The 23,924-nt window shown below is 64.5% G+C and carries 20 protein-coding genes and 1 pseudogene; 5 read left to right on the forward strand and 16 right to left on the reverse strand.

Annotated features, from left to right (window positions below):
* Positions 1–2: 2 nt before the first annotated feature.
* The 3 genes from ACSQ25_RS22135 to ACSQ25_RS22145 all read right to left on the reverse strand — a co-directional run bounded on the left by ACSQ25_RS22135 (position 3) and on the right by ACSQ25_RS22145 (position 2,659).
* On the reverse strand, positions 3–506 hold the full coding sequence (locus tag ACSQ25_RS22135; protein ID WP_436107800.1) for an arsinothricin resistance N-acetyltransferase ArsN1 family B: 504 nt from the start codon (positions 504–506) through the stop codon (positions 3–5).
* 47 nt (positions 507–553) lie between these two features.
* Positions 554–1,708: an MFS transporter gene (locus ACSQ25_RS22140; protein ID WP_436108121.1), complete on the reverse strand. Its 1,155-nt coding sequence runs from the start codon at positions 1,706–1,708 to the stop codon at positions 554–556.
* Positions 1,709–1,843: 135 nt separating this feature from the next.
* On the reverse strand, positions 1,844–2,659 hold the full coding sequence (locus ACSQ25_RS22145; protein WP_436107801.1) for a DUF4262 domain-containing protein: 816 nt from the start codon (positions 2,657–2,659) through the stop codon (positions 1,844–1,846).
* Between the two features lie 350 nt (positions 2,660–3,009).
* On the opposite strand from ACSQ25_RS22145, the gene ACSQ25_RS22150 reads away from it, so the two are divergent.
* Together ACSQ25_RS22150 and ACSQ25_RS22155 are read left to right on the forward strand one after the other, a co-directional pair.
* Complete coding sequence (locus tag ACSQ25_RS22150; RefSeq protein WP_436107802.1) at positions 3,010–4,209, forward strand: RNA-guided endonuclease InsQ/TnpB family protein; 1,200 nt, start codon at positions 3,010–3,012, stop codon at positions 4,207–4,209.
* A gap of 143 nt (positions 4,210–4,352) precedes the next feature.
* Positions 4,353–4,595 (forward strand): hypothetical protein, encoded by a 243-nt coding sequence (locus ACSQ25_RS22155; protein ID WP_436107803.1) that lies wholly within the window; start codon positions 4,353–4,355, stop codon positions 4,593–4,595.
* A gap of 41 nt (positions 4,596–4,636) precedes the next feature.
* Here the strand turns inward: ACSQ25_RS22155 and ACSQ25_RS22160 are convergent, their stop codons facing one another.
* From ACSQ25_RS22160 to ACSQ25_RS22170, 3 genes are read right to left on the reverse strand one after another with little or no spacing between them, the layout of a single operon-like run.
* Positions 4,637–5,890 (reverse strand): DUF2264 domain-containing protein, encoded by a 1,254-nt coding sequence (locus tag ACSQ25_RS22160; protein WP_436107804.1) that lies wholly within the window; start codon positions 5,888–5,890, stop codon positions 4,637–4,639.
* A gap of 14 nt (positions 5,891–5,904) precedes the next feature.
* Positions 5,905–7,041, reverse strand: a complete 1,137-nt coding sequence (locus ACSQ25_RS22165; RefSeq protein WP_436107805.1) for a glycoside hydrolase family 88/105 protein — start codon at positions 7,039–7,041, stop codon at positions 5,905–5,907.
* Positions 7,038–8,363 carry a BNR repeat-containing protein gene (locus tag ACSQ25_RS22170; RefSeq protein ID WP_436107806.1) on the reverse strand — a complete coding sequence of 442 codons (1,326 nt, stop codon included), beginning with the start codon at positions 8,361–8,363 and terminating at the stop codon, positions 7,038–7,040. The genes ACSQ25_RS22165 and ACSQ25_RS22170 overlap by 4 nt, the downstream gene beginning before the upstream one ends.
* Positions 8,364–8,507: 144 nt before the next feature.
* Between ACSQ25_RS22170 and ACSQ25_RS22175 the strand changes: the two genes are divergently transcribed.
* Positions 8,508–10,859, forward strand: coding sequence for a beta-galactosidase (locus tag ACSQ25_RS22175; RefSeq protein ID WP_436107807.1), 2,352 nt, complete (start codon positions 8,508–8,510; stop codon positions 10,857–10,859).
* Here ACSQ25_RS22175 and ACSQ25_RS22180 read toward each other — a convergent pair.
* Entirely contained in the window at positions 10,856–12,091 is a 1,236-nt protein-coding gene (locus tag ACSQ25_RS22180) for an MFS transporter (RefSeq protein WP_436107808.1), read from the reverse strand. The genes ACSQ25_RS22175 and ACSQ25_RS22180 overlap by 4 nt on opposite strands.
* A 98-nt stretch (positions 12,092–12,189) precedes the next feature.
* Here ACSQ25_RS22180 and ACSQ25_RS22185 point away from each other — a divergent pair, with 98 nt between their 5' ends.
* Positions 12,190–12,636 (forward strand): winged helix-turn-helix transcriptional regulator, encoded by a 447-nt coding sequence (locus ACSQ25_RS22185; RefSeq protein ID WP_436108122.1) that lies wholly within the window; start codon positions 12,190–12,192, stop codon positions 12,634–12,636.
* 4 nt (positions 12,637–12,640) lie between these two features.
* Here ACSQ25_RS22185 and ACSQ25_RS22190 read toward each other — a convergent pair.
* The 7 genes and pseudogenes from ACSQ25_RS22190 to ACSQ25_RS22220 form a co-directional block, all read right to left on the reverse strand.
* A pseudogene (locus ACSQ25_RS22190) lies at positions 12,641–12,724 on the reverse strand (enoyl-CoA hydratase); the annotation flags it as partial.
* Between the two features lie 229 nt (positions 12,725–12,953).
* Complete coding sequence (locus tag ACSQ25_RS22195) at positions 12,954–13,979, reverse strand: tetratricopeptide repeat protein (protein WP_436107809.1); 1,026 nt, start codon at positions 13,977–13,979, stop codon at positions 12,954–12,956.
* A gap of 93 nt (positions 13,980–14,072) precedes the next feature.
* Positions 14,073–14,852: an enoyl-CoA hydratase gene (locus ACSQ25_RS22200; protein ID WP_436107810.1), complete on the reverse strand. Its 780-nt coding sequence runs from the start codon at positions 14,850–14,852 to the stop codon at positions 14,073–14,075.
* Between the two features lie 115 nt (positions 14,853–14,967).
* Positions 14,968–16,164 (reverse strand): acetyl-CoA C-acyltransferase, encoded by a 1,197-nt coding sequence (locus ACSQ25_RS22205; protein WP_436107811.1) that lies wholly within the window; start codon positions 16,162–16,164, stop codon positions 14,968–14,970.
* A 26-nt stretch (positions 16,165–16,190) separates the two neighbouring features.
* On the reverse strand, positions 16,191–18,587 hold the full coding sequence (locus ACSQ25_RS22210) for a 3-hydroxyacyl-CoA dehydrogenase/enoyl-CoA hydratase family protein (RefSeq protein WP_436107812.1): 2,397 nt from the start codon (positions 18,585–18,587) through the stop codon (positions 16,191–16,193).
* A 30-nt stretch (positions 18,588–18,617) separates the two neighbouring features.
* Positions 18,618–20,408: an acyl-CoA dehydrogenase C-terminal domain-containing protein gene (locus ACSQ25_RS22215; protein ID WP_436107813.1), complete on the reverse strand. Its 1,791-nt coding sequence runs from the start codon at positions 20,406–20,408 to the stop codon at positions 18,618–18,620.
* 47 nt (positions 20,409–20,455) lie between these two features.
* Positions 20,456–21,061 (reverse strand): TetR/AcrR family transcriptional regulator, encoded by a 606-nt coding sequence (locus ACSQ25_RS22220; protein ID WP_436107814.1) that lies wholly within the window; start codon positions 21,059–21,061, stop codon positions 20,456–20,458.
* A gap of 323 nt (positions 21,062–21,384) precedes the next feature.
* On the opposite strand from ACSQ25_RS22220, the gene ACSQ25_RS22225 reads away from it, so the two are divergent.
* Positions 21,385–22,308: a transposase gene (locus ACSQ25_RS22225; protein ID WP_436107815.1), complete on the forward strand. Its 924-nt coding sequence runs from the start codon at positions 21,385–21,387 to the stop codon at positions 22,306–22,308.
* 53 nt (positions 22,309–22,361) lie between these two features.
* Here ACSQ25_RS22225 and ACSQ25_RS22230 read toward each other — a convergent pair whose 3' ends face one another.
* Complete coding sequence (locus tag ACSQ25_RS22230; RefSeq protein WP_436107816.1) at positions 22,362–22,745, reverse strand: RNA-binding S4 domain-containing protein; 384 nt, start codon at positions 22,743–22,745, stop codon at positions 22,362–22,364.
* Positions 22,746–22,761: 16 nt separating this feature from the next.
* Positions 22,762–23,922, reverse strand: coding sequence for a cardiolipin synthase ClsB (gene clsB / locus ACSQ25_RS22235; RefSeq protein ID WP_436107817.1), 1,161 nt, complete (start codon positions 23,920–23,922; stop codon positions 22,762–22,764).
* Positions 23,923–23,924: the final 2 nt, after the last annotated feature.

The following is a 23,924-nucleotide window of genomic DNA, read 5'->3' on the forward strand; positions in this document are numbered from 1 at the left end:
GCTTAGTCCTGCAGGCGCAGTTCCCAGTAAGCGACGTCGACCCAGCGCCCGAACTTGCGTCCCACCTCGCTGAAGTGGGCCACCTTGCGAAAGCCCAGACGCTCATGCAGCACGACACTGCGTTCGTTCGGCTGGGCGATCCCGCCGATCACCATGTGCACTTCGCGGGTTCGCAGCGCATCGAGCAGCGCGCGGTACAGGGCCGTGCCGATCCCGCGGCCGGCCGCTGCCCCATCCACGTAGACCGAGCTTTCCACCGAAGTGCGATAGGCCGGACGGGCGCGCCATTTGGTGGCGTAGGCATAGCCGATCAGCTTCCCGCCCGATTCCGCGACCAGCCAGGGCAGGCCTGCCGCCCCCACGTCGGCAATGCGCTGCGCCATGTCGGCGGCAAGCACCGGCGCTTCCTCAAAGCTGATGGTGGTGGTGGCGACGTAAGGGTTATAGATGGCGCAGATGGCGGCTGCGTCATCGAGCGTGGCGGGACGGATCTGGATGGCGGACATGGCTGGGCTGGTCGGTGGCGTTTGCTTGCCCGGCCATTATAGGCAGGCTAGCGGCGCGGCGTCTCGGTGCGCGGCAACAGCACCGCCAGAATACCCAGCAGCGGTAAGTAGGACGCGATCCGGTACACGTACTCGATGCCGGCCGTATCGGCGATCGCCCCCATCGCCGCCGCGCCGATGCCGCTGATGCCGAACATCAGCCCGAAGAACAGCCCGGCGATCATGCCCACATTGTTCGGCACCAGCTCCTGCGCGAACACGACGATGGCCGAGAAGGCCGAGGACATCACCAGTCCGATCACCACCGACAGCACGGCGGTCCAGAACAGGTCCGCGTAGGGCAGCGCCAGCGCGAACGGCGCGGCCCCCAGGATCGAGAACCAGATCACGCGCTTGCGGCCGATGCGGTCGCCGATCGGGCCACCCGCGAAGGTGCCCGCCGCCACCGCCGCCAGGAACAGGAACAGATACATCTGCGCCGACTCCACCGACACCCGGAACTTCTCGATTAGGAAGAAGGTGTAATAGCTCGACAGGCTCGACATGTAGATGTATTTCGAGAATACCAGCAGGGCCAGTACCGTGAGCGCCCACAGCACGCGTCCGCGCGACAGTCCCGGTCCGGCATGGACGGCCAGCTTGCGCGTCACGCTGCGCAGGTGTCCCGCATACCAGCGGCTGACCTTGAACAGCACCGCGACCGCCAGCAGCACCAGCAGCATTAGCCAGGCGATCCTGCCCTGCCCGCTGCCGACGATGATGGCCGCCGCCAGCAGCGGTCCGAAAGCCGAGCCGAGGTTGCCGCCCACCTGGAACAGCGACTGGGCGAAGCCGAAGCGCCCGCCCGAGGCCAGCCGCGCGACGCGCGAGGCTTCGGGGTGGAAGGTCGAGGAGCCGATGCCGATCAGGCCCGCCGCAAGCAGCAGCATGGCGAAGCTGCCGGCGGTGGCCAGCAGGGCGACGCCGAACAGCGTGACGCACATCCCGGCGGGCAGCAGGAATGGGATCGGGCGCTTGTCGGTGTAGAGGCCGATCCAGGGCTGCAGCAGCGAGGCGGTGCACTGGAAGGTCAGCGTGATCAGGCCGATCTGGGTGAAGCTGAGCGCGAACTCCTGCTTGAGCAGCGGGTAGATGGCGGGCAGCACGGCCTGCACGCAATCGTTCAGCAGGTGGACGAAGGCGACCGAGAACAGGATCTGCATTACCGTGCCGGAATGCGCGGCAGGCGTGGACGATGCGGCGGCGGGCGGCCGCGAAGCTGGTGTGGACATGGGGCGAGGCAAGGTGGAAAGCCCTGCCAGTCTACTATGCGTGGCCGGAACGCGTCGCCGGCCGCTTCAGGCAGGCTGCCCGAGCGCGCCCGCCAGCAGCGGCTGCCAAGTCCTGAATCCCTCGGGCGCGTCCGGCTCCCACGGGAACACCCCGGCGGTGTTGGGGTAGACGATCTGCCATGCGCGGAAGTCGTCGCCGTCGTACAGCCATCGGGCCCAGCCCATGTAGTCGCGGAAGCGTTCGGGCGGCACCTCGCCGATCACGCACTCGAAGCCGCCGCCGAGCAGGTCCTTGAGCCGGGTGCCGGGCGCGATGGCAGCGCCGGCCTGCATCTGCCGATAGCCTTCATTGATGGCCGCATGCGCGACCTCGTGCCGCAATCCGATCACGATCAGCTCGGGCATGCCGAGCGACTTGCCGATCCCGATCGAGTACGAGAACGGCGCCAGCTCGCCCTCTTCGCGCACGTGGATGATGTGCAGCCCGTATTCCTCGATGTCGGCCAGGGCCTTGCGCTCGGCGGCCTCGCCATTGCACGCGTGCTCGTCGTGCTCGTCCTGCCCTTCGTCTTCGTCGTCGTATTCCTTTTCCCAGCGCTCCCACGCGCCGCCTGATTCGTCGCGCCAGGCGCGCCAGCCCTGCGGCAGGTCGGCGATCGCCGCCAGCGAAGGATCCTGCTCGAAGACGCATCCGAGGCACACCAGCACGGGCCGGCCCGGTTCGTCGCTGGTCCCGTCGAGGAACTGCCAGTCGCCATCCCGGTCATGCGTCACCGCCAGCGCCGGCAGGCGCCGCTGCGCCACGGCCTCGGTGCAGTAGGTCAGCGTGTCGACCGGGTCGTCGAAGGGCCAGTGGCCAAAGCTGTGGGTATGGGTCGGCATCGGATCTCCTGGAAAACCTCGTCCAAGCATAGCGCCATTGAAATATTCGTAGGCATTTATCTGCCTCGACGGGCCTTTGCGCTGAAGCAGAAGCGCTCCTATCCACAGTACCTAAGCTGGAGCGAGTGCGCGGTCTACCACTTATTCCCGCGTGGCATGTTGACGGCGCGCACAAACTGATCAGGAGGAACGAATGCATTAAACACCTTTCAGTGCGCCGCTTAGTTTGCAGTGGTTGTCCGCCATCAGCCAGGCTCTACCAGCTTGCAGTGAACCTACTCGGGGGCGGGCGGTCTAATGCAATATGACCAATTTACCCGCCGTGTCGGCATGGATGTGACGGAGATTCAATGTTCGTAGCCCACCGCATCCGGCTTGATCCGAACAAGCTGCAGGCCACGTACTTGGGGCGCGCGGCCGGCACCGCACGGTTCGCCTACAACTGGGCGCTGGCCGAGTGGCAGCGGCAGTACGAGGCGTGCAAGGTCGACCCGTCGCTGCCCAAGCCGAATGAGGCTGCACTGCGGCGCCAACTGAATGCCGTCAAGCGCCAGCAATTCCCGTGGATGCTCGAGGTGACCAAGAACGCCCCCCAGATGGCGATCATGCAACTGGGCGAGGCCTTCAAGAACTTCTTTGCCCGCCGGGCACGCTACCCAAGGTTCCGCAGGAAAGGACAGCACGACCGTATTACGCTCAGCAACGACCAGTTCCAAGTCGAGGGTAGAAGACTCCGCGTCCCCAAACTTGGGTGGGTGCGCATGCGCGAGGCCCTGCGCTTTACGGGCCGGATCGTTTCGGCCACCGTCTCACGCATTGCGGACCACTGGTACGCCAGCATTACCGTCGATACCCCTGATCTGCCCCTGCCGCCTGCCGAGAACCAAGGCGCGGTCGGGGTCGACCTGGGTGTGTCGTCGCTAGCGACGCTGTCGACTGGAGAGACGATTGCAGGCCCGAAGGCGCTGCGCTCACTGCTGGGGCGCCTGCGCCGACTGTCGCGCAGCCTGTCGCGCAAGGTCAAGAACTCGCGCAACCGGCACAAGGCGAAGATGAGGCTGGCAAGGCTGCACGCCAGGATCGCCAGCGTGCGGCGCGAGGGCCTGCACCAGCTCACCACCAGCATCACGCGACGCTTCCACACGATTGGCATTGAGAACCTGCATGTAAAAGGCATGCTGGCCAACAGGAGGCTGTCACGCGCCATCGCCGACATGGGTTTTTATGAGTTCCGGCGCCAACTGGAATACAAGGCAGTCTGGCGTGGTGCGCAGGTGGTCGTGGCGGACCGCTGGTACCCGAGCAGCAAACTATGCTGCAGCTGCGCGCACCGGCTCGACACTCTCGGACTGGACGTCCGGCACTGGACCTGTCCGGGCTGCGGCGCGAAACACGACCGCGACGTGAATGCGGCCATCAACCTGAAAGATATGGCGGTGAGTTCCACCGCGTCTGCCTGTGGAGGGGAAGGCGCTGGCCTGGCGCGCAAGCGCGAGGCGAAACCGGCCCTGGCGAAGCAGGAATCCAGCGGCAAAGTTAACGATGGATAGCTTTGCATAAGTCTGGAGGAGCGGACACTCGGCGGTCCCGGCACGGCCGTTGCGGCAATCAACGACGGCGGGCAGATCATGGGGACGTCCCAACCCGTACCGAGGGCATCAGCCATGCCTTCCACTGGAGTCGCGCCACGGGCATGAGCGACGGAAGGGTGCAATACAGCGCTAGCGGCACCGTGAACGGAAGCGGCAGCTATCGCCTCACGCTGGCGGCAAGCTTCGGGGCAGGTTCACGCGACGGCAGGCACCGCTTCGGCATCCGCATCTCGCACCTCTATCCGGTCACGCAAGCGGAAGTCGTCGACTACGACAACCTGGCCGCCAACAGCGAAGGAAGTGCGGTGAACGCTGCGGGCACGATGCTGATCGGCGCAGAGTAAAGCCGGCAAGGGTGCGGAGCCTGAGGTCTCCGCACCCTTTTTCAGTAATTCACCGGATAGTCTTTCGGGAAGCTGCGGCCGCCAAAGGCCTTCTTCTGGGTCCAGTCCTGCGCCGGCGCGGTCCAGAACGAGTCGCTTGCGGGCAGCCCAAGGGCCAGCAGGCTGCTCGATGCGATATACATGCTGCCGTTGTTCGAGTACCAGTCCCCCAGCTCGGGCTGGTGGCCGCGGAAGCCGATGGTCAGGAAGCCATCTTCCGTGAAGTTGCCCGGCGCATCCCAGAGCGCCTTGTGCACCGCATGCAGGGCGGCGCGTACCTGCCCTTCCGGCAGCGAAGCGGGCAGCTGTTTGCGCCAGGCCAGCAGTGCCAGCGGCTGGAAGGCGGCCGTGCGGTAGGTGAGCGAACGGCCGATCGGCGGATAGCTGCCGTCGGGGCCGACGAAGCGCTCCAGGTGTTCGCCATAGCGCTGCGCGCGCCTGACGGCCTGCGCCAGCAGCTCCTGCGGCTTGGCCTGCCAGAACGGTCCCTTCTTCGCCGCCAGTACGTCGAGCACCTCCAGCAGCATCGGATACATGACGTAGGAGTTGTAGTAATCGAAGTGGAAGTCCTTGCCGTCCTTGATCCAGCCGTCGCCGATGTACCACTCGTTGATCTTGCGGATCGCCCCGTTCATGCGCATCGGATCGAACTCTTCGCCGATCGACAGCAGCCAGGCTTCGTTCATCGCGGCGAACAGCAGCCAATTGGTATACGGAGGCTCGACCCGGCGCAGCCCCTTGATTTCCGCAATGATGCGCGCCTTGGTCGCGGCGTCGAGCGGTTCCCACAGGACCTTGGGAGCACGCAGCAGGGCATTGGTGAAATAGGCGGAATCGACCAGGGCCTGGCCTTCGCCGCGCCATTTCAGGTAGTCCGGGCTTTCCGGATCGACCGCGTGGGTATAGCTTTGCAGCGCCATCTGCTGCAGGCGCCGGCGCAAGCGTCCTTCCGGGCTGTCGTCCACCGGCAGGGCCAGCCACGGGGCGATGCCCGACATGAGGCGGCCGAAGCACTCGAGATAGGCCACCGAGCGGTCGCGTCCATCCCAGCTCGGGCTCAGTTCGAGCGGGAACTTCTTTTTCAGCTCGCCCTTCGACATCAGGCTCAGGACCGGCTCGGCCATCCGTTGCAGCAGGCGCAGCAGGTAGGCGTGCTCGCTGCCCGCTGGTGCCGCACCGAAGGCCTGGCCTGCGGCGAGCATGCCGGGCAGGGTCGGAGCCGCGGCCAGCCCGCGCATGAAGTGTCGTCGTTCCATGGTTTTTTCTCTTGTTATCGGTCGGCCAGGCGCGCCATCTCGGCCGCCGCCAGCAGGACGGCGCCGACGCCGAAGGGCGCCGTCGAGTTCTGGTTGACGACCTGTCCCGGAATCGCACGCTCGCCGATCGGCTGGACGTAGCCGACCTTGCCGTCCGCCTGCAGCGCGACCGTGCTCAGGTAGCGCCAGCCGCGCTGCGCCGCCGGCAGGTACCCGGCACGCGGCAGCAGGCCATTGTTGACACCCCAGAGCAGGCCATAGGTGAAGAAGGCGGTGCCGCTGGTCTCCGGTCCCGGTGCGTGCGCCGGGTCGAGCATGCTGCGGGTCCAGTAACCCTCCGGCTGCTGGCTGCGCACGATGGCGGCAGCCATCGACCGGAAGCGCTCGACATACCGGGCGCGATACGGATCGTCTTGCGGCAGTTCAGCCAGCACCTTGGCCAGTCCCGCAAACACCCAGCCATCGCCGCGCGCCCAGAAATCCTTCTTGCCGCTGACGCTCTTGTGCTTCGGATAGACGTACTTGGCGTCGCGGTAGTACAGCGTTTCTTCGGCGTCGTACATGATGCTGTTCGCGTACGCGTAGTACTCGTGCAGCTTCTCCAGGTACTGGCGGTTGCCGGTGATCTTGTACATCTTCGTCATGACCGGCATGACCATGTAGAGGCCATCGGCCCACCACCAGTAATCCTTGTTGGGGGTGCTCATCTGGTATTCCATGACCTCGCGGGCGCGGGCGATCTTGCGCGGGTCTTTGTCCAGCTGATAGAGGTCGGCATAGGTCTGGAAGCAGATCTGCCAGTCGCCGAACAGCACGTGCTCCGGGGTCTCTCCGTAGTTGTACTTCCAGGCCGCCTTGTTGCTTGATGTCGCGCCCTGCCATCCATTATGTTCGGCCCACTCCTCGGAATAGCGCCGGTAAGCTTCGTTGCCGGTCACGCGGTAAGCCTCGATATTGCCGGTGTGGTAGGCGGCGACGTCCCAGAACGCCCACTGCTTCGCAGGGGTCTTCGCCTGCCAGTAGCTGTTGACCTTGTCGATGACGGCGATCGCTTCGCTGCGCTCGACGCCGACGCCGGATGGCGTCGCACAGCCGCCCAGCACGAAGCTCAGTGCGACAAGGATAAGGGTCAGGTAGTGTTTGGCGTTCATGGTTTGCCTGGACAGGTCGGGGTCCACTCCAGTACACCGACCCTGGTCGGCCTGGTGGACAGGACGCCTTCGGCATCGGCCTGGTGGACGGTTTGGACGTAGAGGTTGAGTTGGCCGACGGTGCGCCACAATTCGGTGTCGAAGCTCGGTTCCCACGCTCCCATGGCGCGGTCATCGAGGTCGGACACCTGCCAGCCGCCACGGCGCAGGTCGGCCGTGCAGGCTACCGACACCTTGTGGCCCCGCTCCGCATCACGGAACACAAGCCAGGCAGCGCCGGCGCGATCGACCAGGATCTGCGGACGCGAGATCGGGATCGCCTTGGTTCCCAGGCCGGACAGCGAGAATGGCGCCCGCCTGAAGGCCAGGTCATGCGAACGCCAGACTTTGCCGTCGTGGGCCACCACGCGGTATTGCGGGACAGCGCTGCCGGCGTCGCGCCAGTAGCTCGCGATGACGGGATGACCGTTGCGGTCGGCGGCCATCGCCGTCTGGTTGATCAGTTCACTCTTTTGCGGAATATGCGCCGCGATTTCCGCGCTGCCGGCCGTGATCGGCAGGCGGTAAGACTCGCCATTGCTGCGCTCCCAGGTCCGGCCGCCATCGCGCGAACGGGCATAGGCCAGGTCATGGTTGCTGGCGACGTCGGGCGACTCGCGCCACACCCAGGACAGGTGCAGCGTGCCCGCCCCGTCCACGAAGGCCTGCCAGTAGGCGTTGCGCCGCCCTTCCCCGCTGAGGAGATTGTCCTGCAGCCGCTGCCAGCTGCGGCTGGCCGGGTCGTACTGGTTGAGCACCAGGTTGCCGCGGCCGGAGCCGCCGTCGCGGTAGAGGAACAGCAGACCGCCCTGGGGCGTGCGGTAGAACTCCGGGTAGGACACGGATTTCTCGTTCCGTCCGGTCATCGCCTCTTGCGGGCCGAGGGTCAGCGCGCCGGGCGCCGTGCCGCGGGCGTAGCGCAAGGGGCCGTTGTGGTGGTCCCAGGCCACGTGCAGGGTGCCGGAACCATCGACCATGATGCTGATGCTGTTGTGCGCATCCCTGGCATTGCCCAGGTACTGGGTGGGCGCCAGCTGCCACTGTGCGGCGCCGGATCCGCGCTTGCCCAGCACCACCCTGCCGGTGGCGTCGTAGAAGGCGATGTACTGGCTGCCCTCATGCGTGACGAGCGAGTTCTTGCGGAACACCACCGCATTGACCGAGTTGGCCGCCCAGCCGTCCGCCACCTCGGTGATGCGCACGCCCTGCTGTTTCACCGGCCCCGCGCATGCGCACAGCAAGAGGGGCAGCGCCAGACCCCGGATCCTGCGGTTCCATCTCATGATCTCTCCAAGCGAATCCGGCTACCTTACTATGCAAATCACCGGGTCCGGAATCAAGCTGATGATCATTGTGCGGGAGCCCCTGCTCGGGCATGCAGACTTCCTCTACCATGAAGGGCACCAGCCTCTCGATCAGGAACCGCCATGCCCCTTCACCCTTCGCGCCGCAGCTTCCTCGGCGCCGCCGCCGGAACGGCCCTGGCACTGAACCTGCCTGCGGCGACAGCCGCGGCGCCACGCTTTGCCATCGGCGACAAGGACTTCCTGCTCGACGGGAAGCCCCTGCAGATCCGCTGCGGCGAGATGCATTTCGCCCGCGTGCCGCGCGAATACTGGGGCCATCGCCTGAAGGCGATCAAGGCCATGGGCCTGAATACGGTCTGCGCCTACCTGTTCTGGAACTACCACGAGTGGCGCGAAGGCCAGTACCGCTGGGACGGACAGCGCGACGCCGCGGAATTCTGCCGGCTGGCGCAGGCGGAAGGCCTGTGGGTGATCCTGCGTCCCGGTCCCTACGCCTGCGCCGAATGGGAGATGGGCGGCCTGCCCTGGTGGCTGCTGAAGCAGCCGGGCGACGCTTTTCTCCGCAGCCGCGCCCCTGCTTTCGTCCAGCCGGCGCAGCGCTGGCTGAAGGAAGTCGGCCGGACCCTGGGGCCGATGCAGGTGACGCAGGGCGGTCCCATCCTGATGGTGCAGGTCGAGAACGAATATGGCTTTTTCGGCGAAGACCGTGACTATATGCGGCTGATGCGCCAGGCCGTGCTCGATGCGGGTTTCGATGTCCCGCTATTCCAGTGCAACCCGACCAATGCGGTCCCCAAGACCCATATCCCGGAACTGCTGTCGGTGGCGAATTTCGGCAGCGATCCGGAACGCGGTTTCAAGGCCCTGGCCGCCGTGCAGCAAGGCCCCCTGATGTGCGGCGAATACTATTCGGGCTGGTTCGATACCTGGGGCACTCCGCACAAGCGCGGCGACAATACCCGTGCCATCCGGGACATCGACGCCATGCTGAAGGCGAACGGCTCGTTCAGCCTGTACATGGCGCATGGCGGCACCACCTTCGGCCTGTGGGGCGGCTGCGACCGTCCCTTCCGCCCCGATACGACGAGCTACGACTACGACGCCCCGATCAGCGAGGCCGGATGGCTGGGCGAGAAATTCTCTACCTACCGCGAATGCCTGAGCCGGCACCTGGCGCCCGGCGAGACCCTGCCTGCCGCGCCGGCCCACCTGCCGGTGATGGCGCTTCCCGCCTTCGCGCTGAGCGAGACCGCCCCTGTTTTCGCGAACCTGCCGAAGGCGGTCATCAAGGACACATCCCCGCGCAACATCGAACAATACGACATCAGCCGCGGCCTGGTCGCCTACAGCATCACCTTGCCGCCCGGCCCGGCGGGCAAGCTGGAAGCCGCGAACGCGCGCGACCTGGCCTGGGTCTACGCCGGCGGGAAGCTGGTGGGGACGATGGATACGCGGCGGCGCCGCTTCAGCGTCGACCTGCCGGCGCGGACGCAGCCGACCAGAGTCGAGATCCTGCTGTACACGATCGCGCGCGTCAATTTCGGCGTCGAGATCCACGACCGCAAGGGACTGCAAGGCCCGGTGGTGTTCCGCACCAGGGACAGCATGGCCGAAGAGCTCACCGGCTGGGAAATCCGCGCCATCGACTTTGGCGCCGACGGCGACTTGCCACCCCTGCGCTGGCAGGCCAAACGGCTTGACGGCCCGGCCTTTTGGCGCGGCAGCTTCGAGGTTCAAGAACGGGCCGACACCTTCCTCGACATGTCCAGCTGGGGCCAGGGCATCGTCTGGATCAACGGCCGCTGCCTGGGCCGTTACTGGAGCATCGGGCCGACCCAGACCATGTATCTGCCGGGTCCCTGGATCAAGGTCGGCCGCAATGAAGTCATCGTGCTCGACCTCACCGGGCCGCGCGCCAGCCGCATCGCGGGACGCACCACGCCCATCCTCGATGAACTGCATCCCGAGCGCGACCTTGCGCGTCCGGCCAGCACTGCGCGTCCGCGGCTGACCGGTCTGGAGCCGGTGCACGCCGGGCAGTTCGCCGGTGGAGCCACGACCCAGGACGTCAAGTTCGAACAGCCGGCACGCGGGCGCCAGCTATGTCTCGAGGTGGTCGACAGCTTCGACGGCAAGCCGCATGCGGCCGTGGCCGAACTTGCCCTGCTCGGCGCCAATGGAAAGCCCATGAACCAGTCGACCTGGACGATCGCCTACGCCAGCAGCGAGGAAGCGCGCAAGGAAGACGGCAGCGCCCTGAACGCCATCAACGGCCAGGCCAGCGATTACTGGCATACGGCCTACAGCGACGGGCTTCCCACGTCAGGACCGGCACGCCTGATCATCGACCTGGGTGCGGTGGTCGACATCACGGGCTTGCGCTACACGCCGCGCCAGGGTCCGGACACCGTGACGGGCCGGATCCGGCGCTATCGCGTGTATGTGGGCGACTGGCTGGTCGAGCAGCTTTAAGGCCGCGCGACGCCCTGCGGTACCAGGCGATACGTCAGCGCCCAGAACAGCAGGGCGAGAAAGCTGATGGCGGCACCGAGAACACACACGCCGGTCCACCCGGCGTACGCATAGGCCATCGTTGTTCCAATGGCTCCTGCACCGCTTCCAGCTGCGTAGAAAAGCATGTATGCGCCGACGAGACGGCTGTGGTCGCCGCGGCTACCGCGGAAAATCATTCCCTGGTTCGTGACGTGAATCGCCTGCCCGCCCAAGTCGAGCAACACGATACCGATGACCAGGGCCCACAGCGAACTATTCATCAGTGACAGCGGCAGCCATGCCAGGGTCAGGAGCAACAGTGCTACCAGGCTGCTTGTGCGCTCAAGGCCGCGATCAGTCAATTGACCTGCATAGGTCGCCGCCAAAGCGCCCAAGGCCCCCACCAGGCCGAAGGCGCCGATGACAGTGTGCGAATAGTTAAATGGTGGCTGACTGAGAGGCAGCACCAGGGCGCTCCAGAAAACGTTGAATGCCGCGAACATCAGCAAGGCAAGGATGCCGCGAACCTGAAGTATTCGATGCTTCCCTAAAAGCATGAACATGGAAGCAAGAAGATTTCGGTAAGTCATGCCGACAGGGGTATTGGCGAGTGGTGGCAGGGCCCGCCACATCAAGGCCGTGAGCATCAGCATCGCTGCCGAAGAACAAACGTAGACGCCGCGCCAACTCGAGATATCGCTGATGGCGCCCGCCAGCACGCGTGCCAGGAGCAGGCCAAGGAAGACGCCCCCTTGCGTCGCACCCACTACCCTTCCACGCTCGTCATCGTCCGACGCACTGGCAGCGTAGGCGATCAAGCCTTGGGTCATCGCCGTTCCGAGCAAACCTGTCGCGAACATGGCCGCCAGGAGCATTGCCGATGACTGCGCAACGGAAACGCCGATCAGTGTCAAAGCAAGCATGAGTGCCTGTACCAGCATCAGCTGACGGCGCTGGACAAGGTCTCCCAGGGGTACCAAGAGCAGCAGCGCCAGCGCGCATCCGATCTGGGTGGCGGTAACAACGCCGCCGATGGCAGCGTGTGGGATCGAAAATTCGCGTGCCAGGCTGTCGAGTAATGGTTGGGCGTAATACACGTTCGCCACACTCATTCCCGCAGCAGCCGCAAAAAGCGCAACTGCGCCCCGTGACATGGCAGGACGCCTTGCGGCCGGGCCGGGAGCAACAAAACCGGGGCTGGATGCTTGCATGGGACTCTCCTCAACTGGTTTCAAAACAAAACCATTTGAAGATTAGGCGATGTGGTTTTAAAATGCAACCACACTACGTGGAACTTGATGGTATTTCGATGACAAACTCAGCACACAGCAGCGATGAGCCTTGCCCGGTGGCCCGGTCAATCGGCGTGATCGGCGATCGATGGTCGCTGCTCATCGTGCGCGATGCGTTCGATGGGATCCATCGGTTCAGTGATTTCCAACGTAGCCTGGGGGTGGCGCGCAATATTCTTGCCGACCGATTGCGGCGACTGGTGGAAGCGGGCATCCTCGTTGCCCGCCCCACCAGAGAAGGTGGCGCTTACCAGGAATACGTCCTGACAGAGGCTGGTAAAAACCTGTTCCCGGTTGTGCTGGCACTGCGCCAGTGGGGTGAGCGGCAGTTGTTTACGCCGGGCGAGCCTCATTCGGAACTGATCGAGACGAAAACCGGCAAACCGGTGCAAAGAATGGTGCCCCGGAACGAGGACGGCGAGGTCCTCCTGCCTGATGACACCAAGGTGCGCAAGCTTTCCTAGCCAATCAGTCGAACTTGCTGAAATCCGGCTTGCGCTTCTCGAAGAACGCCGTAAAGGCTTCCTTCGCTTCCGGCGCCAGCAGCATGGCGGTCAGCAGCCCGTCGGCCTTGGTGATCAGCATGGCCATGGCACACGGCCTACAGCGACGGCCTTCCCCGCGCCAGGGTCCGGACACCGTCACGGGCCGGATCCGGCGCTACCGCGTGTATGTCGGCGACAGGCTGGTGCAGCAACACGAATAAAAACCAGGGGGCATAGCGCAAAACGCCGTCACGTGGACGGCGCTGGTAGTTCGTATGTCGATCCTGGTCAGGGTGTCATCGCCCCAGGCCGCACTGCCAGCTGGGCGCGCGATTGCCGCTGCGGCGCGTGCTGTCGGTGTCGAAAGCGATCGTGATCTCCGGCGTGCTGCCGTCCAGGCCATAACTGGCAACCCCACCCCGGGCCGCGATGTCGCCACCGTTCAAGTCCATGCGATAGGTCGCCGGGTTGTAGCGGTAGCTGCCTACGGCCCCGCCTTCGTAGAGACGATAGCGCCCGCCCGGCAGCAATGTCAGCGGTGCGCGGTACTGGTCGCGAAACTGTGGATTAGCTCCTGGCCCTTGCCATACGCTTTCGTGGCAGAGGTAAGTGCCCAGCGGAGGCGGCGCGACCGGTGGGCAGTTCGGATTGCTGCCTCCGCATTCGGCACGTGGCGCTGCCACGCCGGTGGGCGCGCGCACGCTTTTGCAGCCATAGCCGAGGTTGGAAGGATTGCCATTGCCGTAAGCATCGGCCCGGACACGATAGTAGGCACAGGCGCCGGGGTCGGCTGCGGTAACGATGCCGGGGATCCAAAAACCTTCACGGTACTCCACCTCGACCGCGTCGCCAGGCTGAAAGGGACCGTTGCGGACCGCTTCAGGGGCACGCTCCGGCGTTGGCCGCGCCGCGGGGCGCGGTGGTTCCGGCATGGGCTGCGGCGGCTGCGGCGCGGCGGCTGCCGCTGCAGGGCGCGCCGGGCGCGCATTCGCCAGCCAGGCGTCCACCTGTGGCTGGAGCGACGGGTCGAGCTGCAGCGCCTTCGCGAAAAATTCGCGTGCCTCGTCGGGGCGCCGGTCGGACATCAGCGCTGCGGCCAGCAGGAACTGGTACTCGGCGTTATCGGGCCGCAGTGTCGCGGCCTGGCGGAAGTTTGTGGCAGCCATGCCATACGACTGGGCAGCGTAGGCCTCCCTGCCATAGCGCACATAACTTTCCGGCGTGCCCGGCGCCTGCGCCCAGAGCGGCCCGGACGCCAGAGCCAACAGCACTTCTGCAGCCAGGAAGATAGCACGGGCCCGTGGTCGATTGTTATCGCTCATAGCGTATGGATGAGGAAGTGGAGGTCGACCGGATTGTAACAGCAGCGCTAAAAAAAATGAGTCAAAGCCTGCGCGCCTGGCGCGCAGGCACGATCAGTCGAACTTCGAAAAGTCCGGCTTGCGCTTCTCGAAGAAGGCCGTAAAGGCTTCCTTCGCTTCCGGCGCCAGCAGCATGGCGGCGAAGCGCTCGTTCTCGGCGGCGATCGCGCCCTGGATCGCATCGATGCGCGGACGCTTCATCAGCGCCTTGGTGGTGCGGATCGAGGCAGCCGGCAGGGCCACCAGCTTGGCGGCCTGCTGTTCGGCGAAGGCGCGCAGCTCTAGAGCCGGCAGCACGCGGGTGATCAGGCCCATCTCGAAGGCTTCCTGGGCGCCGAAGGCTTCGCCCAGCAGCAGCTTCTCTGCCGCGCGCGGATAGCCGGCCAGTTGCGGCAGCAGCAGCGAGGAGCCGAATTCCGGGCACAGGCCGAGCTGGGTGAAGGGCACCGAGAACTTGGCGTTGTCGGCGCAATAGACCAGGTCGCAGTGCATCAGCATGGTGGTGCCGATGCCGATGGCGGCGCCGGCGACGGCGGCGATCACCGGCTTGGTCGAGCCGTGCAGCGCGCGCATGAACTGGAAGACCGGGCGGTTCTCCGCCGGCACGCCAGGGACCGGGGCCGAGTTCTTCATGAAGTCGTCGAGGTCGTTACCGGCGGTGAAGATTTCCGGCTTGCCGGCGATGAGGATAGCGCGCACGGCGCTGTCCTGCTCGGCCTCGACCAGCGCGTCGGCCATCGACTGGTACATCACGGCGGTGATCGCGTTCTTGCGTTCGAGGCGGTTGAATTCGATGGTCAGCAGGCCGTTGGCCTTGGTGATCAGCATGTCCATGGTTCTGGAGTCTCCCGTTTATTCTGAGTCTGGTTGGACGCGTGGGCGGGAGACCCGCCCACCCTACGAAGGGCAAACGGCTCTCCCGCCCACGCGGTCATTGCTTACTTAGTGCTTATACGCGCTCGATAATACCGGCCGCGCCCATGCCGGCGCCGACGCACATCGTCACCATGCCGTACTTCAGGTTATTGCGGCGCAGTGCGTGCACGACAGTCGCGGCGCGGATCGCACCGGTGGCGCCCAGCGGGTGACCCAGGGCGATCGCGCCACCCATCGGGTTGACCTTGCTGGTGTCCAGGCCGAGGTCGCGGATCACGGCCAGCGCCTGGGCGGCGAAGGCTTCGTTCAGCTCGATCCAGTCCAGCTGGTCCTGGGTGATGCCGGCGGCAGCCAGCGCCGCAGGGATGGCGACCTTCGGGCCGATGCCCATGATCTCCGGCGGCACGCCGCGCACGGCGAACGACGAGAACTTGGCCAGCGGGGTCAGGTTGTGCTCGCGCAGGATCTTTTCGCTGACGACGATCAGCGCACCGGCGCCGTCCGACATCTGCGACGAGGTCGCGGCGGTGACCGAGCCCTTGGCGGCGAACACCGGCTTCAGCTTGGCCATGCCTTCCGGGCTGGCGTCGGCGCGCGGGCCTTCGTCCAGGTCCACGGTGCGGCGCTTGACAGTGATTTCACCGGTGGCCAGGTTCGGCGTGCGGGTGATGATTTCGACCGGGGTGATCTCGTCCTTGAAGAAACCGGCCTGCTGGGCGGCGATGGCGCGGCGGTGCGATTCCAGGCCGAAGGCGTCCTGGTCTTCGCGCGACACCTTCCACTGCTCGGCCACCTTCTCGGCGGTCAGGCCCATGCCGTAGGCCAGGCCCACGTTCTCGTCCCTGAAAGTCTCCATGTTGATCGACGGGTGGTGGCCCATCATCGGGACCATCGACATCGATTCGACGCCGCCGGCGATCATCACGTCGGCTTCACCCACGCGGATGCGGTCGGCCGCCATGGCCAGGGCGGTGATGCCCGAGGCGCAGTAGCGGTTGACGGTGACGCCGCCGACGGTGTTCGGCAGGCCTGCCAGCACCACGGCGTTACGCGCCACGTTGAAGCCCTGCTCCGCTTCCGGGAACGAGCAGCCGACGATGGCGTCGACGATCAGGGCCGGGTCCAGGTTCGGCACGGCGGCCATGGCGCCGCGGATCGCGTGCACCAGCAGGTCGTCCGGGCGGGTCTTGTTGAAGAAGCCGCGTGGCGCCTTGCCGATCGGGGTGCGGGTGGCCGCGACGATGTATGCGTCTTGAAGTTGTTTGCTCATGTCAGTAGTCCTGTTCTGTTCGCGGCTTAGTTGCGCACTGGCTTACCGGTCTGCATCATGCCCATGATGCGTTCCTGGGTTTTCGGATTGCCCAGCAGCTCGATGAAGGCCTTGCGCTCCATGTCGAGCAGCCACTGCTCGGACACCACGCTGCCCTGGTCGACGTCACCGCCGGTCACGATCTCGGCGATCATGTCGCCCAGCTTGTAGTCGTGGGCCGAGATGAAGCCACCGTCGCGCATGTTGACCAGCTGGCCGCGGATCGTCGCCCAGCCGTAGCGGCCGGTGACGGTGATCGGACGGCGCGCCGGGGCGCGGTAGCCGGCGTCGAACATGGCGCGCGCGGTGGTCTTCGCCACGTGCAGCAGTTCGTAGGGGTTGAAGACGATGACGTCGTCTTCCTTCAGGTAGCCCATGGCCTTCGCTTCCAGGGCCGACTTCGACACCTGGGCGGTGGCCGCGTTGGTGAAGCCGGTCTTCAGGAATTGCAGGATGTCGTTGCCTTTGGCTTCGGTGAAGGCGCGCACTGCCGCTTCCTTCAGGCCGCCGCCGGCCGGCACCAGGCCGACGCCGACTTCGACCAGGCCGATGTAGGACTCGATCGAGGCCACGCGCTTCGATGCGTGCAGCATCATCTCGCAACCGCCGCCCAGCGCCAGGCCCGCGACAGCGGCGACCACCGGGATGTTCGAGTACTTCATCTGCATGAAGACGTTCTGCAGGTCGCGGACCATCGGGTCCATCGCCTTGGCGCCGCCCATCATGAAGGCCGGCATGGCCGACTGCAGGTCGGCGCCGGCCGAGAAGGCGCCGCCCTCGGCCGCGTCGGTATTCCAGATCACCAGGCCCTTGTAGCCCTTCTCCGCTTCCGCCATGCCGCGCTGCAGGCCCTTCACCACGCCTTCGCCGATGACGTGCATCTTGGTCTTGAGCGAGATGATCAGGACCTCGTCGCCCGAGTGCCACAGGCGCACCGAGTCATCCTCGAACACGGTGGTGCCGAAGGTCTTGGCATCCGTGGTGGTCGAGCCGAGCACCGGCGCACGGAACTGCTGGCGCTGGTAGACCGGCAGGTCGGACACCGGCACGTAGGCGTTCTTCGATGCCGAGTACGAACCCTCGGCGGTGTGCACGCCCTTCTCGGCGACCTGGCCTTCGAACACCCAGGCTGGCAGCGGTGCGTTGGTCAGCGCCTTGCCGCTGTCGATGTCTTCCTTGACCCATTGTGCGATCTGGGTCCAGCCGGCGGCCTGCCAGGTTTCGAACGGGCCGACGCTCCAGCCGAAGCCCCAGCGCATCGCGAAGTCGACATCGCGCGCGTTGTCGGCGATGGTGTCGAGGTGGACCGCGATGTAGTGGAAAGCGTCGCGGAAGATCGCCCACAGGAACTGCGCCTGCGGGTTGGTCGATTCACGCATGGCCTTGAACTTCTTGACCGGGTCCTTTTCTTTCAGGATGCGGGCAACGATGTCGGCCGCCTTGGCGCCGCTCGGCACGTAGTCGCCGGTGGCGAAGTCGAGGCGCTGGATCTCCTTGCCGACCTTCTTGTAGAAGCCGCCGCCGGCCTTCTGGCCCAGCGCGCCCTTCTCGATCAGCTTGGCCAGCACGTCCGGCGTCTTGTACAGGCTGAAGAAAGGATCGTCCTGCAGGGTGTCCTGCATGGTCTTGATCACGTGGCCCATGGTGTCCAGGCCCACGACGTCGGCGGTACGGAAGGTGCCCGACTTGGCGCGGCCCAGCTTGGCGCCGGTCAGGTCGTCGACCACGTCCACCGACAGGCCGAACTTCTCGGCTTCGTGGATGGTGGCCAGCATGCCGAAGATACCGACGCGGTTGGCGATGAAGTTCGGGGTGTCTTTGGCACGCACCACGCCCTTGCCCAGGGTCGAGGTCAGGAAGGTCTCGAGCTGGTCGAGGATTTCAGGACGGGTGCTGGTGGTCGGGATCAGCTCGACCAGGTGCATGTAGCGCGGCGGGTTGAAGAAGTGGACGCCGCAGAAGCGCGCCTTCAGTTCTTCGTCGAAGCCTTCGGCCAACGTATTGATCGAAAGACCCGAAGTGTTAGACGCGAAGATCGCGTTCGGGGCGATGTGCGGAGCGACCTTCTTGTACAGGTCGTGTTTCCAGTCCATGCGCTCGGCGATGGCTTCGATAATCAGGTCGCAGCCCGCCAGCACGTCGAGGTTGTCCTCGTAGTTGGCGACTTCGATCAGGGCCGCGTCATCCTTGTTGCCCAGCGGGGCCGGCGACAGTTTTTTGAGGTTCTCGATGGCGCGCAGGACGATGCCGTTCTTCGGGCCTTCCTTGGCGGGCAGGTCGAACAGCACGACCGGCACCTTGGCGTTCACGCAGTGCGCAGCGATCTGCGCGCCCATCACGCCGGCGCCCAGCACGGCGACTTTCTTGACGATGAAATTGGACATCTCTTATTCCTTAGTGTGCGTGATGAGTGGTTAGAACAGGTCAGCGTCCATGGCCAGCAGGTTCGATGCGCCCGAACGTGCCTGGCGGATCAGCATCGCGGTTTCCGGGTACAGGCGGGCGAAGTAGAAGCGTGCAGTGTGCAGCTTGGCTTCGTAGAACTTGTCGCCGGAATCCTGCTTGGCCAGCGCGATCTTCGCCATCTGCGCGAAGAAGTAGCTGAACACCAGGTGGCCCACGACGCGCAGGTAAGGCACGGCGGCGGCGCCGACTTCGTCCTGGTTCTGGAAGGCCTTCATGCCGATTTCCATGGTCAGCTTGCCGACCTTGTCGCCCAGCTCACCCAGCGGGGTCACGAATTCCGACATCGACTCGTCCAGGCCGTTCTCCTCGACGAAGTTCTTGATTTTTTCGCCGAAGGCGCGCAGCTTGGCACCGTTGTCCATCAGGATCTTACGGCCCAGCAGGTCGAGCGACTGCACGGTGTTGGTGCCTTCGTAGATCATGTTGATGCGGGCGTCGCGCACGTACTGCTCCATGCCCCACTCGCTGATGTAGCCGTGGCCGCCGTAGACCTGCATCGCTTCCGAGGTGGCGATCCAGCCGTTGTCGGTGATGAAGGCCTTGACGATCGGGGTCAGCAGCGCGACTTCGCCGGCGGCTTCCTTGCGCACTTCTTCGTCCGGGTGGTTCAGTTCACGGTCGATCTGCAGCGCGATGTACGAGGTCAGGGCGCGCGCGCCTTCGGCGTAGGCCTTGGCGGTCAGCAGCATGCGGCGCACGTCCGGGTGCACGATGATCGGGTCGGCCGGCTTGTCCAGCGCCTTCGGGCCCGACAGGCTGCGCATCTGGATGCGTTCCTTGGCGTAGACCAGGGCGTTCTGGTAGGCGACTTCGGTCAGGCCCAGCGACTGCATGCCGACGCCCAGGCGGGCGGCGTTCATGAACACGAACATCGCCTGCAGGCCCTTGTGCGGCTGGCCGATCAGGGTGCCGATCGCGCCGTCCAGGTTCATCTGGCAGGTGGAGTTACCGTGGATGCCCATCTTCTCTTCGATGGCGCCGCAGGCGATGCCGTTGCGCTCACCGACCGAACCGTCGGCATTCACCTTGAATTTCGGGACCAGGAACAGCGAGATGCCCTTCGAGCCTTCCGGTGCGTCCGGCAGGCGCGCCAGCACCAGGTGGACGATGTTCTCGGACATGTCATGTTCGCCGGCCGAGATGAAGATCTTGGAACCGGTGATGCTGTAGGTACCGTCGGCTTGCGGCTCGGCCTTGGTGCGCAACAGGCCCAGGTCGGTGCCGCAGTGCGCTTCGGTCAGGCACATGGTGCCGGTCCATTCGCCCGAGACCAGCTTCGGCAGGAACAGCTTCTTCTGCTCGTCGCTGCCGTGTTCCAGCAGGCACTCGTAGGCGCCGTGTGACAGGCCTGGGTACATGGTCCAGGCCTGGTTGGCCGAGTTCAGCATCTCGTAGAAGGAGTTGTTCAGCGAAATAGGCAGGCCCTGGCCGCCGTACTCTGGATCGCAGCCGAGAGCCGCCCAGCCGCCTTCGACATACTGTTTATACGCTTCCTTGAAGCCCTTCGGGGTGGTGACGGCCTTGGTGGCCGGGTCGAAGTGGCAGCCTTCGCGGTCGCCCGAGTGGTTCAGCGGGAACAGCACTTCCTGCGTGAATTTCGCACCTTCTTCGAGCACCTGGTTGATGATGTCGGCGTCGATTTCCTGGTAGGCAGGCAGGTTCTTGAACTCTTCGCTGACATTGAGGAATTCGTGCAGAACGAACTGCATATCCCGGATTGGCGCGACGTACTGACCCATGGTTTTCTCCTGAACGAAGGTAAAGTGTTTGTTTGATTTATCGGCGCTTACTGGGCCGGCATGGATGGATTGCGATAGTTTTCGATCAGCCGCTCGAAGCCGCGACGGGCCCGCTCGACGGAGCCGGGCATGCGCAGGAAGCGCGCGTCGTGGTGCAGGGCCAGGATCAGCCCGTACATCTCGTACACCAGCTGCTCGGCATCGGCGTCGGGACGCAGGTGGCCGACCTCGATCGCCTGGCGCGCGCTGCGCTGCAGGGCGCCCTGCCAGGCCTGCACCATCTTGACCAGTTCCTCGCGGATCGGGCCCGGACGGTCGTCGTACTCGACGGCGCCGCTGATGTAGATGCAGCCGGATGCGATCTCGACCGACACGCGCTCGAGCCAGCGGTCGAACATCGACTGCAGGCGCGGCAGGCCGCGCGGCTCGCGCACGCTGGGGAAGAACACTTCCTGCTCGAAGCGGTGGTGGTACAGCTTGACGACTTCAAGCTGCAGGTCCTCGCGCGAACCGAAGTGGGCGAACACGCCGGATTTGCTCATGTTCATCCGGTCGGCCAGCAGGCCGATGGTCAGGCCTTCGAGGCCGTCGCGGCTCGACAGCTCGAGCGCCACGTCGAGAATCGCTGCCCGCGTAAGTTCGCCCTTGCGCATGAATTTTGCTGAAGTAGTGATAGCTGCCCCTGAATCGAAAAAAATCCGAACGCTCGTACTATTATCTACCAGAGATGAAATGTCAAACGGGAACTTAGAGGCGAGATTCTATTGATGCAAAACAACGGCAGGAGGAGAAACCGCCTGCAGGACGCTCCCGCCGAGATATGACCGGAACAACGTTGTCGCAGATGTAAAGGTACCGCATTTTGCACGGTCGTGCGCTGATTTTCGTACACCGGGGTCAGGTCTGACATTTGGACACGGCCTCAACAGCTATTTGCCAGCAGCGGCCGAGATATCTATCAGACGCTATCCGGAACGTGGAAAAACCATATGGCTCAGCACTGAGCAATCTCAGCTTCCACCGAGCTTTCTTCAGTACCGTTACCGACATGACACGACCTCTTCGACTCGAATTCCCTGGCGCTCTTTACCACGTCACCTCTCGGGGCAACCGGAAAAATCCGATCTACCGTCATGACCTTGATCGACGTCAATGGCTGGAAGTCCTTGCTCACGTGTGCGAACGGTACAACTTTGTCATCCATAGTTTTTGTCAGATGACAAATCACTATCATCTTCTGGTCGAAACCGTCGAAGGGAATCTTTCCAGAGGAATGCGCCAGCTCAATGGCTTGTATTCGCAGAAGTTCAACCGGCGACATGAGCTGGTCGGGCACCTCTTCCAAGGGCGGTATAAGGCAATTTTGGTCCAGAGAGAAAATTACCTTTTGGAGGTAAGCCGCTACATCGTCCTGAATCCTCTACGGGCGAACATGGTGAACTCACTAGACGAATGGCAATGGAGCAGTCACCACTTTCTCGTCAACGCAAACCATCCGCCGTCCTGGTTCCAGCGCGATTGGCTGCTTAGCCATTTCGGCAGCACCCCTACGGCAGCCGTGTCCGCATATCAGGCGTTTGTCCTGGCCGGAATCGGCCTGGACAGCCCGCTCACTGCTACCCGTCACGGTGTGGTTCTGGGAGACGATGACTTCGTCTCAACTCACCAGCAATTGCAACGAGCTGAAGAGTTCGTGGAGGCTGTCAGGATCGAACGGCGCGCTGTGGCCCTCTCACTGGCTGAATATCAGGACAGATACCCCAGTAGGGACGAAGCGATGGCGCGCGCTTACCGATCGACGGCGTTCACGATGCCGCAGATTGCAACATTTTTTGGCGTATCGAGCAAAACCGTGAGTCGAGCAGTAGCTGCTTTTGAAAACCTTCTCCTGCAGGGCTAAGGTAGAGCTCGTGTCCGAATGTCAGACCTGACCCCGGTTCGGGAGAGCTTAGCCTATTCCTCGCCGACGCGGGTCATGGCCCGCCGGTCACGCTTGGTAGGCCGCCCCTTGATCTCGGCACTCGGTTCCGGGAACAGCCGGCGCGCCGTCTTGTCGTTCTCGCGCTTGGCGATGCTTTCGTCGGTCTCGAAGTACAGGGTGCGGGCCACCGGGGCCGGGCCGCGCGTGCCCGAGATGGCGGCCACGATCACTTCCCAGCGGTCCGAGCCGTTATCGATAAAAATCTTGTCATTGATCTTGACGTTGCGCGCCGGCTTGATGGGCTCGCCGTCGATGCGCACCCGGCCGCGATCGATCGCGTCGGTTGCCATCGAGCGTGTCTTGAAGAAGCGCGCGGCCCACAGCCACTTGTCGATACGTACGTTGTTGTCTTCCATAAATCACCTATGCCCGTCATGCGTAGCCGATCGCAAAGATCCGCATGACCAGTTTATACAACATATAGGCCAAGCCATAGCTCGCACGGCGAATCCAGCCGATGTGGGCGAATTCCTCGGCGCGGATCGTCACGCCGTCAGCAATGCCGCGCTCGATGTGGGCACGCATGGTGGCGGCGAAGCGCTCATCCAGCACCACCACATTGGCTTCCTGGTTCAGGAACAGCGACAGCCCGTCGCAGTTGCTCGACCCGACCGTGGCCCAGTCGTCGTCCACCACCGCGACCTTGGCGTGCAGCTGGGTCTTGCGGTACTCGACCACCTTGATGCCGTCGGCCAGCAGCTTCGGGTAGAAGGAGTGCGCGACCATGTCCTGGATGACGAACTCCCCTACCCCGATCAGGAGCGTGACCTGCACGCCGCGCTGCGCCGCATGGGCCAGCGCCTTGCGAAACTTCCGGCCGGGGGCGAAATACGGCGTGGCCAGCAGCACGCTGTGCTTCGCGCGCCCCAGGGCCTGCAGGTAGGCGCGCTGGATCGTGGAACGGTTGCGCAGGTTGTCGCGCACCACGAAGGCGGCGCGCGCCGGGTATTTGCAGGACTGCTCCGGCTCCTTGCGCATTTCCTTGAACAGTTCGATGCGCTGCCTGAGCTTCAGGCGTCCCGCGCGCAGCCACTGGCCTTGCGCCTCGTCGTGGATCTGCGCCACCAGCGGCCCGCGCACCTGCACCGTGAAATCCCAGCGCGGCGCGGGCAGGCGATGCTTGTCGGCGTGGTCGCAGCGCCAGTCATCGTTGACGTTGATCCCGCCGACGAATGCGAGCGCGCGGTCGATCACGACGATCTTGCGGTGCGAACGCGCGATGCCGCGCCTGCACCAGGGATTGAAGACGCGGTACTGCACGCCCGCCGCCGTCAATGCCTCGCCCAGCCGTGCCGCGGGCCGGTGCTCGGTGCCGATCCAGTCGACCAGTACGCGTACCTTGACGCCCCGGCGTTCGGCGCGGATCAGGGCATCGCGCACCGCGTGCCCGACTTCGTCCTCGGCGAAGATATAGGTTTCGAACAGGACGTCGTACTGGGCCGCATCGATGGCCGCGATCAGGGCCGGGAAAAAGGCGGTGCCGCTTTCCAGCAGGGTGACGTCGTTGTTGTCTACGAAGCTGACGTGGCGCATGG

It is taken from the genome of Massilia sp. LjRoot122, assembly GCF_964252725.1.
Lineage (GTDB): Bacteria > Pseudomonadota > Gammaproteobacteria > Burkholderiales > Burkholderiaceae_D > Telluria.